We start from the raw sequence: 18,797 nt of genomic DNA on the forward strand, positions 1-18,797 counted from the left end.
GTGGCGGCGCTCAGGCGATCTCGTACCGGAAGTCGGCCGGGGCGGGCCGCTCGTTGCCGATCATCATGATCAGCAGCGGCGCCTCGCCCGTGCCGGCGAGCGAGAGTTCCTCGATGTACGAGATGTTGTCGAAGCCGAGCGCCACCCCGCAGCCGATGCCCGCGGCGGACGCGGCGGTGTAGGCGGTCTGGGCGATCGCCCCGACGGTGGCGTTGACCAGGCGGTAGCCACGGTCCCCGACGGCGTCGAGGACGGCTTCGGTGCGGACGGTGGGCACCAGGACCGCGGCCGCCTGTTCCAGGTTGTAGTTCGACAGGAAGTAGTTCTTCTGCAGGAACTCCCCCGGTCTGCCCGCCTTCACCAGGCGCAGGCTGTGCGCGTCGGGGTCGTACGCGTACGCGCCGGGCGTGATCCCCTCGACGTGGCCGATGAACGCGTAGAGCTTCGCCAGCCGCTGCCCCCCGCTGTCCCCGCCGATCCGCGAACCGGCCGCGCAGGCCGCCAGGCAGGCCGCCAACTGCTCGGCGTCGATGGGGCGCTGCGCGTCGAAGCGGCCGAAGCTGCTGCGGCGGGCGCGCAGCGCGGTGCGTACGTCCGTGTCGAGCGGCCGGCAGGGCGGCAGCGCCACCTCGGGGCGGTTCGGGTCGGCGGGGTGCGCGGCGGCGGGGGCGAGCGCGTCCGGGCCGGGGCGGTCGGTGGCACCGGCGGCGGTGACGGCCTGCATCCGGCGGAGCGCGTCGAAGGCGAGCACCGTGCGGGAGCGCTCGCGGTCCCGGTGGCACACGGAGACCGGGGCCGGGGACGTGGTGCGGGAGGCGGCCCCGCCCCGCCGGGCGGCCCCGGCCCACTTCAGCGGTACGACGGCGAAGACGCCCTCCTCCTCGGTGTCCACGCCGAGCAGCCGTCCGAGGCGCTCCTCGTCGAACCAGAGCGCGGGCTCGACGCGCAGCCCGCGGGCGCCGGCCCACATGCGCCAGGTCTGCACGCAGGCGCCGAGGTCCATGGACACGGCGTGGAAGGAGAAGTTGTTGTACTTGAAGGCGTTCTGCCAGTACTTGATGCCGAGGACCAGGTACTGATCGGTGTCCGGGCCGGGCGCCCCGTCCCCGAGCGCCGCCCGCACCTCGTCCGACACGTCGCCGGTGAGCAGCCGCTGCATCGCGTGGTGCCGGGTGGAGTAGTAGTGCACCCCCGGGGGTACGGGGCCGCTCGGCCCGGACACCCAGTAGACGCCGACCGGGTAGAGCCCGCCGCCGGAGGCGGCACCCCGGGACCAGTTGGCGAGCGGGTAGTGCGGCAGGGCGCCGAGGTCGGTGTTGGCCTGGACGCCCAGGCGGCGGCCGGTCAGGCCGTAGGAGTCACGGAGCATCCCGGCGAGCAGCGTCAGGTCGAACTCGGCTCCCTCGCCGGTCTCCTGGGCGAGGCCCCGGTCGACGGCGGCGTCGGCCGGGTAGGGGCAGGCGGGCAGCGGGAAGCTGTCGACGCCGGGGTAGAACTTGGCCTTGCGCGGGCCGTCCGACCAGTTCGGCACGTAGTCGACGGGATCCATCGGGATCCGGCCGCGATGAAGGATCGCGGCGGCGTATTCATGGGCGTACCCCATGGCGGGCTCCTCGGTCACGGGAAGGGGTGCGGGGCGGGGTTGAGGTCGGCGTCGGTGAGATCGCGCTCGCGCAGTCCGGCCTCGCGCAGGGCGGTGCGCAGCCGGTCCATGCCGAGCGCGCGCTGCCGGGTCCACCCGAAGTCGATGGGCAGCAGCCCGGGCACGAGGACGCCGACCGTGGTCAGGCCCAGCTCGCGCTGTTCCGGCATGGTCTGGTCGACGACGATCACGTCGAACCCGGCGGCGGTGACGGCGTCCACGCACCGGGTCAGGTCGTCCCGCAGGTCGTCGGAGGCGGGCAGCACCGAGCCGTCCCCGTACAGTTCGTCGAAGGACCGCAGGGGCGGGCGCGGCGCCCCCGGCTCACCGGTCAGGAAGTGCGCGTGCCGGCCCATCTCCGGGATGCCGTAGGCCAGCGGGTGGTCGTGCAGCGCCTCGACCCGGTGGAAGTCGTCCGCCATGGCGCGCAGCCGTTCCTCGTCGCGCTCGGTGCGTCCGCGCAGGTTCACCGCGTCGGTGGCGATCTCGCACAGTGCCCCGGCCAGGGCCGCTTCCGGGTCGAGTCCGGCACCCGCGCCGAAGCACATCAGGCCCGGGCCGCCGTCCCTCCGCACGGCGACGCCCGTGACGACCGGGATGGGGAAGGAGATCCGGGTGTCGAAGAAGCGGGCCTCGTAGCCGTACATCTCCAGCCGGTCGACCATCTGACGCGTGGCCGGGCGGCGGCTGGTGCGCGGGTCGATCTCCGGCAGCGCGGCCCGCCCGTACCAGGTGAGCAGGAACGCGTCGCGCTCGACGAGTTCCATCAGCCCGAAGTAGACGGCCTCCTCCAGGCAGCCCCCGGAGGCGCAGCCGTTGGAGCTCTCCTGGACGAAGCGGTTCTCCAGGCCGGGTGCGTGGTAGTACGTGAGGACTTCGGGCACCAGGACCGCGCGCCCGTCGCGCAGGGACCAGCCGTGGACCCAGGGGACGGCACGGTCCGGGGAGAACGGGGTGATCCGGGGGTTGGCGCGGTGGAAGGCGTCCGAGTACAGCCCGCACACGCGCGGGTCGAGCGCGTGCTCGCCGCGCGCGCGCAGGGCGTTCAGGGAGTCGCGCGTGCGCGCCCCGCGGGACCGGGGCCGCATGCCCGCGTACCGCTCCAGACCTTCGAGCACCCCGATCCGCAGGCTTTCGGCGAAGGTGTCGGCGTGGCCGCCCCAGAAGGTCTCGCGCAGGTACTCCCCCGAACGCATGGAGAAGCAGCCGATGGTGGCGGAGGTGGAGGTGGAGGAGACGTCCTGGACGACGGACGGGCCGAGCGATCCGCACACCGGGTTGGCGTAGGGCGCGACAGGCAGGTCGTACGTCCCGATGTCCCGGACCCGGAAGCTGCCGGGCCGGCGTTTGGGCGCCGGGCGCAGGGTGATCGCGGCGGCGTCGGCGGTGTCCGGTTCCGTCACCCCGCACCGCGGGCACTCGGGGTCCGGGACGAGCGGGTAGTGCCGGACCAGCAGGGTCTCCAGATCCACCAGGTGCACGGCGGGCAGGGCGCCGGTGTCCGGTCCGCCGCCGCCGAGCCGGGAGGCGACGACCCCGGCGAGCGTGTGCGCGGCGAACGGGGTGAGGTAGGGGAACTCCCCGGCGGTCCGGGTGCCCGAACCGAGCTCCAGCGCCTCGCGCAGCGCGACGGACCGGACCGCCTGCCACCGCCGTTCGAGACAGTGCGCGCAGACCCGTCGGCCGGGGCGTCCGGGCGGCGCGAAGGGTCCGACGACGACGTGCCGGCCGTAGAAGCGGACGGGCACGGCGGGCACGGCGCCGGGACCGGCCAGGTCGTCCGGACCGGACCCGGCCCCGGGACCGGCCGCTTCGGGCGCGAAGGCGTCGCGTACGCCGAGCGGCGCCACGTCCAGCGGCGGCGGGGTGCCGTGGTGGGCCAGTGCGTCGTGGAGGAGTGCCGCGAGGGTGGCCGCGGCATCCGTCCACGGCGCGGGCTCCGTCGTCCGCGGGTGGTCACGGACCGGGGTCTCAACGGGCATCGGGGCCGCCCTCGCCGTCCACCGTGAGCAGCACCCGGGCGGTGCTGATGGACCCGGCGGCGAGATCGGCCGGGGTGGTGGGCACGTACAGCGCGTCGCGTCCGGCGAGCCGGAGCCGGTCGAGCACCGCGGCGAACGTGGTCGCGGGCCCGTCCGCGGCGACCGGGCCGCCGGTCACGGCGATGCTCGCGGCGGCGAGGTCGCGGACGAGCGGGTCGCCCGGGTCGACGTCCGCGTCCGGGTCCTCGGCCGCGAGCTGCGCCCGGCCGAGCAGGTCCCGCACCGCGGCGCAGGCCGCCTCCCGGCACGACAGTCCCGCGCCGACCGCCCACCGGCCCTCGCCCCCGCCGTCGGACTCCCGGGCCAGCACCACATGGGCCGAGGTGCGCTCCGCCTCCCCGAGGTCCAGCAGGTCCACCGCGAGGTCCAGGTTGGCGGCGGACTTCAGCAGGAACACCAGCTCCGGGTCGTCGCCGCCGTCGGCGACCGGGCTCACCCGCGTCGCGCCCCGGACCGCCCGCAGCAGCGCGTCATGTGCCAGCGCCGACATCAGCCCGACGCCCGCCGCCTCCCGCGCGTCCGCGCCCGCGCCCGCTCCCGCGACCGTCGCGAGGTGGATCCGGTCGCGGTTGTGCGCCCCGAAGCTCCGTACGGCGGCGGCCGGCACCCGGACCGGTTCCTTGCCGATGAGCGAGGTCGCGACGGTCCAGGCCAGCGGCGCGGCACCGCTCCCGCCCCCGGTCGTCAGGGCGTCCGGCCCCAGGGTCCGGTCCGCCGCCGTCCCGGCGGCCGGGTCGAGGGGCACGACGTGCTCCACGTACGCGGTCGCCGCCGCGTACAGCGCCCGCATCCGCGCGCCCGCCAGGTGGTGGACGTCGAAGGCGGCGATCCGTCGCCGCGGGCCGGCGCCGAGCGCCACGTCGACGCGGCTGATCTTCAGCGGGGTCTGGGTCAGCCCCTCGTCGTCGTACCGGCTGAAGACCCCGGTGTGCGGGCGTACCAGCACCGCGCCGATCCGGTTCAGGTCCTCGACCATGGCCTCCGCGTCGCGGGCGGTCTCCACGGTCGGCGTGACCGGAAGCGCCAGGCCGTCCGGCAGCGCCGGGGCCGGCTCCCGCGGATCCACGGCGGCGCAGCGGACGCAGCGGGGGTGCCGCAGGACCGGTTCGGACATCACGTCCAGCGAGGCCAGGTCCTGGACGAGGGCCTGGCCGTCCGTCTCGGCGGGCAGCGCGCCCGTGGTGAGGCGGAAGATCTCGTAGCCGAGGAGGTTGCCCACCATCGCGGCGACCGGGCCGGACACCTCGTGCCCGGACACCGGTGCGGCGCCCGCCGCCTCGCTCCACAGTTCGGCGGCCTGTCCGGCGGACACGTTGGCGCCGAGCCGCAGCACGGCGCAGGACCAGCAGCCGGTGGAGGAGGCGGTGGAGAGCGGGCCGACGACCAGGCGCTCGCCGAACAGCCAGGCGGGGATCAGGGTCCGGCCCTCGGGCACCCCGGCGGCCAGCAGCCGCTGGGTGCGGGCCCCGGCACCGGCCCCGGTCACCACGACGACGTCGTAGCCGTCCAGGTCCTGCCAGCCGGCCACGGTACCGGCGCCGACGGTGTCCACCCGGGCGGCCGACCGGTCCGCCTCGGCCGTGACCTCGCCGGACTCCGCGGTGGTGCCGATCCGCACGCATCCGTTGCGCAGCAGGCTCAGCGCGCACCACCGGGCGACCTCGTCGTCCCCGAGCACGGCGACGCGGGTGGCGCGGAAGCGGGCGAAGCGCTCCGGCGCCCCGTCGGCGTAGTGGTCGAGGTAGGCGATCTGGGCCGCGAACCGTTCCGCCACCTCGTCCGGCACCGGCCGGGCCCCGGTGCCGGCCTCGGGCACGTCGCGGGCGAACCCCCGCTCGTACAGCGTCTTGACGAGCTCCGCCGCCATCGCCCGCTGCCCCGGCCCGAAGCCCGCGCAGACATCGGCGAGCCGGTGGTGACCGGCCAGGTGCGGGACGACGAGGGAGGCGAAGCGGTACGCGGTGCGGCCGGCCAGGTGGAACCCGCCGTCGGCGTTGTGGAAGAGCACGCCGCCGGGCGTCTCGGTGAACAGCACGTCCCGGCGGATGCGGGGCCGGGTTCCGGCGAGCGCGTCGAACGTCCCGGTCGCGGCGGATGCGGCGGTTGCGGCGGTCTCGGCCATGGGGTCACACCTTCTCTGTGCGGCGGATGCGTGCCTGGTCGGTTCGTCGTACGTAGGCGCGGAGCAGTTCGTGGATGCGGTACGGGCCGGGCGGGCCGTCCTCCAGCAGTCCGGCGTCGGCCAGCCGTTCCAGTACCGCTTCGGTGACGGCCGGGATCTCCTCGGCCGTGAAGGTGTCCCGGGGTGCTGCCGCGACCCGCAGGAACGCCTCGGAGAGCCGCGGGTCGAGCCGGTTCAGCGCACCGTCGAGGTGAGCCGTCACGGAGAGGCCCGGGGTGTCGGTGAGGGCGAGCCGCGCGAGCGGGTCCTCGCCCAGCCAGCCGACGGCGTCGCCGAGCCGCAGCCCGGGCCGGGTCAGCAGACGGGCCGTCAGGATGCGCAGTGCGAGCGGGAAGTGACCGCACAGCGCCGTGAGCCGGTGCGCGGCGTCCGGTTCCGCCTCGACGCGCTCGGCGCCGAGCACGGACAGCAGCAGCGCGTACGACTCCGCCCCGGTGAACGCGGAGAGCCGGTGCACCCACCCGCCGTGCGTGGCGACGAGTCCGGCGAGCCCCATCCGGCTGGTGACGATCACGGCGCCCCGCGCCTGCGCGACGACGGGCAGCAGGGGGCGCACCTGATCGGCGTCCACCACGTCGTCGAGTACCAGCAGGGCGCGTTCGCCCGGCCGTCCGGGGTGCAGGGCCGCCGAGACCTCCGCCGCGACATCGTCGGCGGCGCGGGGTTCGCCGTCCGGCCGGGTCGTCCGCACCAGCAGCCGGCCGGCCGGGAAGGTGTCCCGCACCAGGTGGGCGACGTGGTGGGCGAGGGCCGATTTGCCGATGCCGGGGGCTCCCGACACCAGGACGGTCAGCGGGTGCCGGTCGCTCTCGCCGGGGACGGCCGGGGCGGTGAGGCGGGCCACCATGGCGGCGGTCTCGGCGTCCCGCCCGGTGAAGTTCGGTACGGCGGGAACCGGTGGGAGCGTGGCGGGCGCGGCCGTTCGGGGCCCGGCCGGGGCCGGGGCCGGGATCACTTCCCCTTCGACGACGCGCGCGGCGGCAGCGGGCAGCCCGGCGGCTCCGCGCCGCTGGACGGCGGTGCCCGGCAGCCGCGGGGTCCGGCCGGCCACGGCCCCGAGATCCTCGCCGCGCAGGATCGCGAGTTCCAGCTGCTGCAGGGCGGGTGAGGGGTCGACACCCAGCTCGTCCAGCAGGAACGCCTTGACCCTGCGGTACTCGGCGAGGGCCTGGGTCTGGCGTCCCGTCCGGTAGAGCGCTTCGATCAGCTGCTCGTGGAGGCGCTCATGTCCCGGGTATACGCGCGTAGCGGTCCACAGTTCGACGAGGGCGTCCCCGTGGCGGCCCAGTCCCAGCAGCAGATCGCAGACCCGCTCCACGCTGCGCAGTCGTTCCTCGGCGAGGCGCGGCACCTCGTCCCGGTGCAGCACATCGGAGCGCACGTTGGCCAGCAGCGAGCCCTGCCACAGGGACAGCGCGTCCTTGAGCGCGCAGAGTTCCGCTTCCGGGTCGTCCGACAGCAGCACCGCGCGGCGCACCTGGTCGCGGAAGCCGAGCAGGTCCAGGGAGTGCGGCTCGGCGGTGATGCGGTAGCCCCCGGGCACCGCCTCGATCGATGTCTCCGTCACCCCGTGCTTGGTGAACAGGCGGCGCAGCCGCAGGACGCAGGTCTGGAGCGCGGCCTTGGCGGTGGCCGGCTGTTCCTCTCCCCATACGGCCCGCTGGAGGTAGTCGGCGGACACGACGGCGTTGGCGTGCAGCAGGAGCGCCGCCAGCAGGATCGTGGGCTTCGACGGCTGGAGCACGACGGCTTCGGGGCCGTCCGTGAGGGTCAGCGGCCCTAGGAGCTGAAACCGCATCACGGCGGTCTAGTCCCAGCCGTTGACCAGCTTGCACACGTCCGGCCCCGCGGCGGGCGCGGGCAGCCGGTCGACCGCCGCCCCCAGCCGCGTACAGAACGTCCGGACGATGTGCCCCGAACCGTGCTGCCGGCCCGAGGAACCGGCGGAGGCCGTTCCCGAGGCGGCGGCGCCACCGGCGGAGAGCGTGAGCGCGACGAGGGTGAGACCGGTGACGGCGGCGGTGCGTGCGGCGCCGGCGTACTGGCGCGAAAGCGAAGACCTGAACACGATTTCCCCTTCGGCTGTTGCGTCCTGCCGGGGGTTCCCGGCAGGACGACGATGCCAGCGACGGGGGCGCGGGGGCGGGCCCGGCCGTGTCAGCTTGCTGCACGGCCCGCGGCAGCTTCGTGCAAGGGTTCCGGCCGCGGTGTCCGGAACAGCGCCATGGATCGCAGGGTCGTGCGCGGCGACGACGGCGTCGGACGACACCGCGCACGGCCTGCGGCGGCACGGCCCGCGCACTGCCACCCGCACGGCCTCCGGCGGCACTGCCACGCGCACGGCCTCCGGCGTGTGCGGCGGCCCGGGCGCGCCGGGCACGCGTCAGGCCCCGGGGTGTTTGGAGGAACACCCCGGGGCCTGTGCGTCATTCTACGTGGACCGCGGCTCCGGCCGGTGCTGTGACCGGCAGTGCCCGCGACAGGCAATGCCTGCCGGGACAGAGCGACTAGTCCGTGGCGATCGCGTTCAGGACGTTCATCCTGCCCGCCCGGAACGCCGGGACCAGGGCCGCGAACAGGCCGACGAAGGCCGAGGCGACGAAGACCGTGAGGATCGTCGGCCACGGGATCTCCAGGACGCCGAGGCCCTCCAGGGCCAGCAGCTTCTGTGCGGCCGTGCCCCAGCCCATGCCGAGGCCCAGGCCGAGCAGGGCGCCGAAGACCGCGATGACGACGGACTCCAGGCGGATCATCCGGCGCAGTTGGCGGCGGGAGAGGCCGATGGCGCGCATCAGGCCGATCTCACGGGTCCGCTCGACGACCGACAGGGCCAGGGTGTTCACGACACCGAGCACCGCGACGATGATGGCGAGCGCCAGCAGGCCGTAGACGATGTTCAGCAGCTGACCGATCTGGTCCTTCAGCTGCTGCTTGAAGTCGGCCTGGTTCTTCACCTCGTACTGCGGGTACGCGGCGAGGGCGTCCTTCAGTGCGGCGTACGCCTGCTTCTCCTTGCCGTCCACGGCCTTCGCGAACATGAGCGCACTGTCCGGCAGGGCGTCGGCGGGGACGTGGCGGGCGGCGGTCGCGAGGTCGGTGTACATCGCGCCCTTGTCGATGGTCACGTCGTCCGAGGTGATCGCGGCGACCTTGAGCTTCGCCGTCCCGCCGCCCTTGAACGCGACGGTGATCCGGTCGCCGACCTCGATGCCGTGATCGGCGGCGTAGCCCTCGCCGACCGACATGGCGTCCTTGCCGTAGGCGTCGGCCAGCTTCCCGGAGACCGTCTCGCGGCGGACGTCGTCCCTGTACGTGGGGGCGACGGCGGACAGGGCCTTGTCCTCGGTGGCGCCGTCGGGGGCGGTGAGAGTGGCGCTGACGACCTTGTAGTCGGTGAAGTGCTCGATGTCCGGCACGGCCCGGAGGGACTTCGCGGCCTGATTCACGATCAGCCCGCCGCCGCCACCGGACGACTGGACGATGAAGTCGGCGCCGACCGACTTGTCGAGCTCCTCGGTGGCCGAGGCGACCATGGAGGAACCGACGACGGAGAGGCAGGCCACCAGCGCGAGGCCGATCATCAGGGCGGCGCCGGTCGCTCCGGTGCGCCGCGGGTTGCGCAGGGCGTTGCGCTCCGCGAGCCGCCCGACGGGGCCGAACATCCGCAGCAGGACCGCGCTCAGCACCCGGACCACGAAACCGGCCAGCAGCGGGCCGATCACGATGAAGCCGATCAGGCTGAGGAGCACGCCCACCCCGAGGAGGAGCGAGCCCTCGCTCGACGTGTCGGCCCGCGTCGCGGCGAGGAGCGCGGCACCGCCGCCGAGGGTGAGGACCAGGCCGATCGCGGCACGGATCCGTCCCGCGCGGCCGTCCGCCGGGGTTCCGGCGTCGCGCAGGGCGGCCATCGGCGAGATCTTCCCGGCACGGCGGGCCGGGATGTACGCGGCGACGACGGTGACGATGATGCCGAGCGCGAGGCCGACCACCGGTGTCGTCCAGGCGACCGTGAGGTCGTCGGTGGACAGCTCCAGGCCCACGGCGCTCATGAGCTTCATCAGGCCGACGGCGAGGCCGACCCCGGCGGCGACGCCGGCGACGGAGCCGATGACGCCGAGGAACAGCGCCTCGATCAGCACGGACCGGTTGACCTGCCTGCGGCTGGAGCCGATGGCCCGCATCAGGCCGATCTCGCGGGTCCGCTGGGCGACCAGCATCGAGAAGGTGTTGACGATCAGGAAGATGCCGACGAGGAAGGCGATCCCGGCGAAACCGAGCATCGCGTACTTCATGACGTCGAGGAAGGAGCCTATCGAGTCCTTGCCGTCGTCCGTGGCTTCCTTCTGGGTGCGGAGCGTGTACGCGGAGGTGTCGCCGATGGCCGTGGCGACGTTCTGCTTCACCTGCGTGTCGCTGAAGCCCTGTTCGGCCGTGACGGAGATGAGGCTGAACACGTCCGGCTTGCCGAGCAGCTTCGTCTGCGCGGTGACGGTGTCGAAGTAGACGATCGCCGCACCGGGGTTGGTGACCTTGAAGGTGGCGATGCCGCTGATCTTCGCGTTGATGTCGCCGGTCGCGGCGATGGTGCGCAGCTCGTCGCCGATCTTCAGGTGGTGCTTCTCGGCGGTGTCGGCGTCGACCATCACCTCGTCGGGGCCGCGCGGTGCGTTGCCGGAGGTGATCTCCATCGAACGCAGCTCGTTCTTCGTCCAGTTGCCCGCGATGGTCGGGGCGCCCGTCGTCGAGCCCATGTTCTTGTTGTGGCGGTCGACGACGGTGACGGACGTGCTGGAGACCGCGCCCTCGGCGCCCTTCACCCCTTCGGCCCCGGCGACCTGCTGCACGAGGGAGGCCGGGAGCGTGACGGGCTTGCCGTTCTCCGGGGGCTGGCCGTCGTCCTCGGCGTCCTTCGGGCTCACGGTGACGTCGGCCGACGAGGCGGCGAAGAGCTTGTCGAACGTGGTGTTCATGGTGTCGGTGAAGACGAGCGTGCCGCACACGAACGCCACCGAGAGCAGGACCGCGACGGCGGAGAGCGCCATGCGTCCCTTGTGCGCGAAGAAGTTGCGCCTCGATGTCTTCCAGACGCTCATGACGTCCGCCCGCGCGCGTCGAAGTCCTTCATGCGGTCGAGGACCTGGTCGGCCGTCGGGTTGAGCATCTCGTCGACGATGCGTCCGTCGGCGAGGTACAGCACCCGGTCCGCGTAGGAGGCGGCGACCGGATCGTGGGTGACCATGACGATGGTCTGGCCCAGCTCGTCGACCGACTTGCGCAGGAAGCTCAACACCTCCGCGCCGGCCCGCGAGTCCAGGTTCCCGGTGGGCTCGTCACCGAAGATGATCTCCGGCTGGGCGGCGAGCGCCCGGGCCACCGCGACGCGCTGCTGCTGACCGCCGGAGAGCTCGGTGGGCCGGTGCTTCAGCCGCTCGGCGAGACCGACCGTCTCCACGACCTGCCGCAGCCAGGCCGCGTCGGGCCTGCGGCCCGCGATGTCCATCGGCAGCGTGATGTTCTCCAGCGCGTTGAGCGTGGGGAGCAGGTTGAACGCCTGGAAGATGAAGCCGATCCGGTCACGGCGGAGCTGGGTGAGCTTCTTGTCCTTGAGCCCGGTGATCTCGGTCTCGTCGAGGAAGATCTGACCGGAGGTCACGGTGTCCAGGCCGGCCAGGCAGTGCATCAGGGTCGACTTGCCCGAGCCGGACGGTCCCATGATCGCCGTGAACTGCCCGCGGGCTATGTCCACATCGACGTGGTCGAGTGCGACGACGCGGGTCTCCCCCGAGCCGTACGCCTTGACGACCTGCCGCGCCCGCGCGGCGACGGCCGTGTGCCTTCCAGTACCCCCGTGCCTGGGAATGGTTACAGCCGTTGTCACGGTTTTTCTCCTATGCCGGTCACTGTTCGGGATGTCGTGGTGTACGTGTGAAGTCTGGTGTTCCGAGGGGGCCCGGCGCGCTGGTGCGCGGCCCCGTCTTCGCGTGGGGTTTTCCCCACCCCGCCCCGTGTGGTCCGCCGCATGTGCCGTGGGAATCGGCCACTTTCCGCGGTGTAGGACCACGTTAGGGAACGCCGCCGTGCCGTCACGTCCTCCGCCGGGAGGAACCGCCCCCGGGCCGAACTGAGGAGCGTCCCCTAGGGGTTTCGGCCCCAGGGTGGAGACCCGTGTCGGGGACTGGACCCGAAGGTGCAGCCGGCCGGGCCGCGGAGTGCCTGGGTCCGGTCCGTCGGGCGGCGGCACCCTCCCCGCCGGGATCCACGGGTGAGACAGTGTCCCGAGAAAATACGTGCACGGGGAAGGAATCTTGGTGAGCGGCGCGGGCGGACATACGGGCGGCGGTGCCGAAGCGACATCCGGATCCGGTGGCGCCACGGGCGGGCACACGGGCGGCGGCACCGGGGCGACGTCCGAACCCGGTGGCACCGCGGGCGGGCACACGGGCGGCGGCACCGGGGCGACGTCCGAACCCGGTGGCACCGCGGGCGGGCACACGGGCGGCACGGAAGCGGCGTCCGGTGCCGGGGTGGACCCGGCTCCCTCCGCCGCGACGCCGCGCGGACGCGGCCCGGTGGTCGCCGCCCTGATGCTCGGGATGGCGCTGGCCGCCATCGACGGCACCATCGTCTCGACCGCCGTCCCGCAGATCGTCGGCGATCTCGGCGGCTTCTCCGTCTTCTCGTGGCTGTTCTCGGGCTATCTGCTGGCCGTGACGGTGACCCTGCCGGTGTACGGGAAGCTCTCCGACACCTTCGGCCGCAAGCCGGTCCTGATCACCGGAATCGTCCTCTTCCTGTTCGGCTCGGTGCTCTGCGCCGCCGCCTGGAACATGGCCGCGCTGATCGCGTTCCGGGTCGTCCAGGGGCTGGGCGGCGGCGCTCTGCAGGGCACGGTGCAGACCATCGCCGCGGACCTCTATCCGCTCAAGGAGCGCCCCCGGATCCAGGCCAAGCTGTCGACCGTATGGGCCACATCGGCGGTCGCGGGGCCGGTGATCGGCGGGCTGTTCGCCGTGTACGCCGACTGGCGCTGGATCTTTCTGATCAACCTGCCGGTCGGGGCGGTCGCGCTCTGGCTCGTCGTACGCCACCTCCACGAACCGTCCCGCGCCCGCCGGGCGGCCGGCACCCCACGCCCCCGTGTCGACTGGGCGGGCGCCCTCGCCGTCTTCGCGACCGGCGCCCTGCTGCTGACCGCGCTCGTCCAGGGCGGGGTCGCCTGGCCCTGGCTCTCCGCCCCGTCCCTCGGGCTGCTGGGCGGCAGCGTGGTGCTCGGCGCGCTGACGGTCGCCATCGAACGGCGGGCCGCGGAGCCGGTCATCCCCGGCTGGGTCTGGCGTCGCCGGACCATCGCCTCGGTCAATCTGGCGCTGGGCGCGATGGGGCTCCTGATGGTCGCCCCCACGGTCTTCCTGCCGACGTACGCCCAGTCGGTGCTGGGCCTCGGCCCGATCGCCGCCGGTTTCGTGCTGTCCGTGATGACCCTGAGCTGGCCGGTGTCGGCGGCGCTCTCCAACCGCGTCTACAACCGCATCGGCTTCCGCCGCACCGCGATCATCGGCATGGGCTGCGCCCTGCTGATCCTGCTCGCCTTCCCGCTGCTGCCGTATCCGGGCGAGCCCTGGCAGCCCGCCCTGATCATGCTGCTGCTCGGCGCGGCGCTCGGGCTGTTCCAACTGCCGCTGATCGTCGGGGTCCAGTCGACGGTCGGCTGGGCGGAGCGCGGTACGACCACCGCCTCCGTGCTCTTCTGCCGCCAGGTCGGCCAGAGCATCGGCGCCGCGGTCTTCGGGGCCGTCGCGAACGGGATCCTGGCCTCCCGGCTGGCCGCCGCACCGGTCCCCGGACTGTCGGGGGACCTGGACGCGATCTCGCAGGCCCTGGACGACCCGGGCAGGCTCTCCGCCGCGGCGACGGACTATCTGCGGCGGGCCGTCGACGCCGCCGTCGACCACGTCTACCTGGGTGCCGCCGCCGCGGCGGCGCTCGCCCTGCTGGTGCTGGTCTTCGTGACGCCGCGCCGCTTCCCGGTCCTCACCGAGGAACCCGGGGACAACTCCTAGACACCCTGGCGGACTTACACACCCCTCCGCACCTTTACGCACGCCTACGCGCACGCACGCATGCTTACGCGCCCTCAGGAAGGCCCCCGGCGGGCCCTGTGGCGTCCCGTCGGTGTCCGCCGCGTGTGCCGTGGGCCCGGGCCCGGGGAATCCGATTCGTCCATGCCGCCCACGCGGTCCAGGACGTCACCGATGGCGTCCGGTGCCGGACTCCGGTCAGTTCGTCAGCCAACGGCCCACGGCAGTTCACGCCAACGCTTCCCCAACTGCCGTACCCACAAGTAATATTCGCGCTCCCACCAGCACACCGCACTCCTGCTTTGCCGTCCAGCCCAGGAACCGAGCCATGCAAGGAGCAGCACCCAGATGTCGCACGGAAGTCCGCCCTCGTCCCCGTACTCCTCCTGGCCCGGACCGCTGCCGAAGCCGTCCACGCGGCATCAGCCCCCGCCTCCACCCCATCCCGGACGCCTCGCGCCCCGGCAGGTCCCGGACTTCTCACCGTTCCCGGCCCCGCCGAGCACGCCCACCACACCCGCGCCCACACAGGGCCACCACAGCGATCTGCGCCGGCTGCGCACCGCGTACCGGTTGCTGCGGCGCGTCACGACGCTGACCGCGCTCGGCTACTTCATCGTCTTCCTCCTGCTCTCCGGATTCGCCAAGGACCTCATGGAGCGCCCCCTGTTCGCCGGCCTCACCCTCGGCCTGGCACTGGGAATCGGCCAATTCCCCGTGACACTGCTCGCCGTCGTCCTGTACGAGCGGACCGCCCGGAACACGGTCGATCCGCTCGCCGCCCGGCTCCGGAGAGCGGGAACGGGAGCGGCCCGGTGAACGCCTTCGACAACTCCGCGCAGTCGTTCTCCCTGGTGGCCTTCCTCGCCGTGGCCACCGTGGCCCTGCTGCTCTGCGTGATGATGGGCCCGGACCGCGACGACCTCGACGAGTTCTACACCGGCCCGCGCTCGCTCTCCCCCGTGCAGAGCGGCCTCGCGCTCGCGGGCGACTACCTCTCCGCGGCCACGGTTCTCGGCACCACCGGCATCATCGCCCTCACCGGCTACGACGGGACGATCCTCGCCCTGAGCATCACCCTCTCGCTCGTCCTGCTGATGTTCCTGCTGGCCGAACCGCTGCGCAACGCGGGCGGGTTCACCATGGGCGATCTGCTCGTACGCCGCGCCCCCGGCCGCGCCGTCCGCATCACCGCCTGCGCGGCCACCCTCGCCGCGGTCGTTCCGATGATGGTCGTCCAGCTCGCCAGCAGCGGTGATCTGCTCGCGTTCATCCTGGGGTTCGACAGCTCCGGGTTCCGCGTCGGCGCCATCATCGGGCTCGGCATCCTGATGATCAGCTACGCGGCGATCGGCGGCATGAAGGGCACCGCGCTGATCCAGATCGTGAAGACCGTGGTCCTCCTGGTCGCCGCGTTCACCATCTCCGTACTGATCATGAACCGCTTCGACTGGGACACCGGCGCCCTGATCTCGGCCGCCCGGTACAGCAGCGGCGCCGGGGCCGCCTACCTGCGCTCGGGGCTCCAGTTCAACGGCAGCGGACTCGACATGGTCAGTTCCGAACTGACCGTGGTGCTCGGTGCCGCCTGCCTGCCCCACGTCACCATGCGCATGGCGAGCGCCCGCTCCACACAGGCCGTCCGCCGCTCCCTTTCCTGGGCGGTCACCGTGGTCGCCGTGCTCTGCCTGCTGCTCGTCGTGATCGGTTTCGGCGCGGCAGCGCTCGTCGGACACGACGGCATCACCGCCGCCGGAGCCTCCGGAGACAGCGCGATCCTCCAGATCAGCGGGATCGTCGCGGGCGGTGGCCGCATGGGCGCACTGGTCGTCACGACGATGACGACGGCGATCTTCCTGACGCTGCTCGCCTCCGTCGCCGGAATGATCCTGGCCTGCGCGAACTCCCTCGCCCACGATCTCTTCGCCCACGGCCTGCACGGGGTGCGCGACCCGAACAGAAAGCCGCTGCCCGGCCTGTCCGAAATGCGTACGGCACAGGTCTCGGCGGTCGTCGTCGGACTGCTCGCCACCACGCTCGCCGTCGTGGCCAGACACTGGAACGTGCAGGCGCTGGCGACACTCTCGTTCTGCGTCGGCGCGTCGGCACTGGCCCCGGCACTCGTCTACAGCATGTTCTGGCGGCGCTTCACCCGTACCGGACTGCTCTGCACACTGATCGTCGGCACCGTCACCGTCCTGGTGCTGATCACCGGCACCAATCTGGTCTCGGGTTCGCCCTCCTCGGTCTTCCCCGAACGCGACTTCAACTGGTTCCCGTTCACCACCACCGGGCTGATCTCCATCCCGGCCGGTTTCCTGGCGGGCTGGCTGGGGACCGTGTTCGGACGGCCCACAGCGGTCGAGGAGCGCCGACTGTACGAGGCCGAGGAGCCGCGGATCCTGGCGGGCACACCGCCCAGGGCAGCAACCCCCTGAAAGACCCGCGGGCAGAGGTCCCGGCGGCCGGACTCAGTCCTCCGCCGGGTCCGAAGCCACCCGCCCCGTGAGCGCCGCGAGCGAGTTCCGCACATGCGCCATGTGCGCCTGCGCCTCCTCGCGGCCCTCCTCGTGCTCCCGCAGGATCCGCTCCGTCTCCCGGACCACCCACTCCTCACGCACCCCGGCCTCCGCGATCAGCTCCGCGCCCCGCGCCTCGGCGTCCTCCTGACCGTGCCGCGCGACCTCCTCGGTCCGGGCCAGTGCGCGCCTCGCCTCCTCCAGACGGGCCTCCGCCTGCTCGGTCAGCCGGTCGTGGAGCGCGGACTGCGCCGCCTCGGCCTCCGCCAGTTCGTGCTCGGCCGCCTTCCACCGCTCGGCGTGCTCCTGCTCCTGGTTCGCGAGGACGCTCGCGGTACGGCGACGCGTCGCGTCCCTCATCGACCGGGCCCGCTCCCCCACCTCCCCGGCCTCCGTGCGGGCCCCGGCGACGACCAGCCCGGCGGTGCTCCTGGCCGCCGCCAGCGTCCCGTCGGCATGCCGGTCGGCCGCGGTCCGCATCGCCTCGGAGTCCGCACGCGCCGAGGCGGCGAGCACCCGGCCCGCCTCGTCCGCCGTGTCCCGAAGCGCCTGCGCCGCCTCCTCGGCGGCCCCGCGCAGGGCCCCGGCCTCGCTCTCGGACAGCGCCAGGATCTGCTGGGCGCGCTCGCCGAGCGACGCGTAGTCCTGCGGGGCGAGCCCGGCGACGGCCTCGTTCAGCCGCACCGACTCGGCCGACAGCTCCTCCACCAGCGCGGTCAGCCGGTCGACCCGCTCCCGTGCCCCGTCCAGCTCCGCCGACAGCCCGGCCACGGCCCGGTCCACCTGCTCCGGACGGTAGCCACGTCCGCGCACACCGACGAACTCAAGCGCGGGCACCGGTGCAGAACTCATCCCTGAAGCCTCTTTCCGACTCTCCGAACCACCAGCAATACGTCAAGGATGCGGCAATTGACACAGAAGTCGGAATCGTTTCACTGCTTTCCGGACGGAAGCGACAGGCATCACAGGCACCACAGGCCGACACGCGCCGCAGGCACCACACGCCGACAGGCATCGCATCCCGACGGCATCGCCGACAGCACGACGCCCGGCCCCCCTCTCGGGTGACCGGGCGCCGTCCACGGAGCCTGCCGGGTCAGATCAACCCGTCCCACATCTGTTCGAGAAGGACGGACCACCAGCTCTCCGGCGACGCCAGCGCCGCCGCGTCCAGCGACACCAACTGCGCCTGGAAGTCGACCGTCCAGCGGCCCGCCTGCTCCGGGTTGAGACCGAAGCGCAACCGCCACATACGGCCCAGCAGCGCCATCGAGCGCTGGAACTCCGGCAGCCCCGTGTTCACGAACTGCGGCGCCACCGACGGACCGCCCGGGCCCGCCTCGACCGGCACCGCCACGATGTTCGCGGTGCCGTACTGCACGCAGATCGCCCGCCCGAAATCGGACCCCATGACGAGGTACGACCCCGCGTCAGGAGCAGCCTGCACCTGCCGCTGCTCGGCCAGCTCGGCCAGCGTCAGCACCACCGGCTGACCCGGCTGCGCCCAGAAGAACGGCCCGAAGTCGGCGGGCAGCCCCGCCCACACCAGCGTCTGCGCCACGGTCTCGGGCACCCCCTGACGGGACACCGCGCGCTGGTCGAACCGCAGGATGCCCTGCGGGCCGAAGACCTGCAGCAACTCCTGGGCGATGACCTCCGCAGGCACCGCCGGTGCGGGCGGTGCCTGCGGCAGCGGCGCCCGCACCGGCGCCGGGCGCGCCGGCCCGTCCGCCACCTGGTGCAGCTCGCCCTGGTGGGTGAGCAGATGCTGCATGCCCTGCTGGCGGCTGGCGTGATCCGTGCCGTACGGGGCGACGCTGGTGATCCGCACCTGCGGCCAGGTCTCACGGATCATCCGCGCGCAGTAGCCGCCGGGCAGCTCGCACGACTCCAGCTCGGTGTGCAGCTCGATGACCTGCTGCGGCGGCACGTTCATGGCCCGCAGCTCGTGCAGCATCTGCCACTCGGGATGCGGGGTGCCGGGCGCCGAACGGCGGATCAGCTGCTGCTCGCTGCCGTCGGGCGCGCGGTAGCGCAGCACGGCCTGGTAGCCGGGCCCGACGGTCGGCAGACCGGCCGGAGCCTGCGGATATCCGTACGCCGGAGGCGCCGGCGTGTGCGGATTCGGCGGCACGGGCCCGGGCGCGCCGCCCGGCACGCCGGGCGGTCCGGGCGGCCCCGGAGGCTGCGGTGCGGACAGGCCGCCCATGCTCGGATCCGCAAACATCGTCGCCGCATGATGCACCCCACCACCCGGCGGCGGAGTCGAACCGGGCGGAACCGGCGGCCCCGGAGGACCAGGAGGCTGCGGCGCACCCGGAACCCCCGGCGGAC

12 protein-coding genes are annotated in these 18,797 nt (G+C 73.2%); 3 read left to right on the forward strand and 9 right to left on the reverse strand.

Features of this window, described 5'->3' with window-relative positions; all coding sequences use genetic code 11:
* Positions 1-10 precede the first annotated feature (10 nt).
* The 7 genes from ACFVUT_RS16890 to ACFVUT_RS16920 form a co-directional block, all read right to left on the reverse strand.
* Positions 11-1,603: a nitroreductase family protein gene (locus tag ACFVUT_RS16890; protein ID WP_389648927.1), complete on the reverse strand. Its 1,593-nt coding sequence runs from the start codon at positions 1,601-1,603 to the stop codon at positions 11-13.
* A 14-nt stretch (positions 1,604-1,617) separates the two neighbouring features.
* Positions 1,618-3,624 (reverse strand): TOMM precursor leader peptide-binding protein, encoded by a 2,007-nt coding sequence (locus ACFVUT_RS16895; RefSeq protein WP_389648924.1) that lies wholly within the window; start codon positions 3,622-3,624, stop codon positions 1,618-1,620.
* Positions 3,614-5,806 carry a TOMM precursor leader peptide-binding protein gene (locus ACFVUT_RS16900; protein ID WP_389648921.1) on the reverse strand — a complete coding sequence of 731 codons (2,193 nt, stop codon included), beginning with the start codon at positions 5,804-5,806 and terminating at the stop codon, positions 3,614-3,616. The genes ACFVUT_RS16895 and ACFVUT_RS16900 overlap by 11 nt, the downstream gene beginning before the upstream one ends.
* Positions 5,807-5,810: 4 nt before the next feature.
* Positions 5,811-7,664, reverse strand: a complete 1,854-nt coding sequence (locus ACFVUT_RS16905) for a BTAD domain-containing putative transcriptional regulator (protein ID WP_389648918.1) — start codon at positions 7,662-7,664, stop codon at positions 5,811-5,813.
* A 9-nt stretch (positions 7,665-7,673) separates the two neighbouring features.
* Complete coding sequence (locus ACFVUT_RS16910; RefSeq protein WP_389648916.1) at positions 7,674-7,934, reverse strand: hypothetical protein; 261 nt, start codon at positions 7,932-7,934, stop codon at positions 7,674-7,676.
* A gap of 439 nt (positions 7,935-8,373) precedes the next feature.
* Complete coding sequence (locus ACFVUT_RS16915) at positions 8,374-10,959, reverse strand: ABC transporter permease (RefSeq protein WP_389648913.1); 2,586 nt, start codon at positions 10,957-10,959, stop codon at positions 8,374-8,376.
* On the reverse strand, positions 10,956-11,744 hold the full coding sequence (locus ACFVUT_RS16920) for an ABC transporter ATP-binding protein (RefSeq protein WP_389648910.1): 789 nt from the start codon (positions 11,742-11,744) through the stop codon (positions 10,956-10,958). Before ACFVUT_RS16920 ends, ACFVUT_RS16915 begins: the two co-directional genes overlap by 4 nt.
* A 706-nt stretch (positions 11,745-12,450) precedes the next feature.
* Between ACFVUT_RS16920 and ACFVUT_RS16925 the strand changes: the two genes are divergently transcribed.
* The 3 genes from ACFVUT_RS16925 to ACFVUT_RS16935 all read left to right on the forward strand — a co-directional run bounded on the left by ACFVUT_RS16925 (position 12,451) and on the right by ACFVUT_RS16935 (position 16,382).
* Positions 12,451-13,926 (forward strand): MFS transporter, encoded by a 1,476-nt coding sequence (locus ACFVUT_RS16925; protein ID WP_389649285.1) that lies wholly within the window; start codon positions 12,451-12,453, stop codon positions 13,924-13,926.
* 366 nt (positions 13,927-14,292) lie between these two features.
* Positions 14,293-14,763 (forward strand): DUF485 domain-containing protein, encoded by a 471-nt coding sequence (locus ACFVUT_RS16930; protein WP_389648908.1) that lies wholly within the window; start codon positions 14,293-14,295, stop codon positions 14,761-14,763.
* Positions 14,760-16,382, forward strand: coding sequence for a cation acetate symporter (locus ACFVUT_RS16935; protein WP_389648905.1), 1,623 nt, complete (start codon positions 14,760-14,762; stop codon positions 16,380-16,382). The genes ACFVUT_RS16930 and ACFVUT_RS16935 overlap by 4 nt, the downstream gene beginning before the upstream one ends.
* A gap of 33 nt (positions 16,383-16,415) precedes the next feature.
* Here the strand turns inward: ACFVUT_RS16935 and ACFVUT_RS16940 are convergent, their stop codons facing one another.
* Positions 16,416-17,315 (reverse strand): cellulose-binding protein, encoded by a 900-nt coding sequence (locus tag ACFVUT_RS16940; protein ID WP_389648902.1) that lies wholly within the window; start codon positions 17,313-17,315, stop codon positions 16,416-16,418.
* Positions 17,316-17,559: 244 nt separating this feature from the next.
* The coding region (locus ACFVUT_RS16945) for an SUKH-4 family immunity protein (protein WP_389670975.1) at positions 17,560-18,797 on the reverse strand (1,238 nt) is incomplete at its 5' end.

This window comes from Streptomyces sp. NPDC058051 (assembly GCF_042885475.1).
GTDB lineage: Bacteria > Actinomycetota > Actinomycetes > Streptomycetales > Streptomycetaceae > Streptomyces.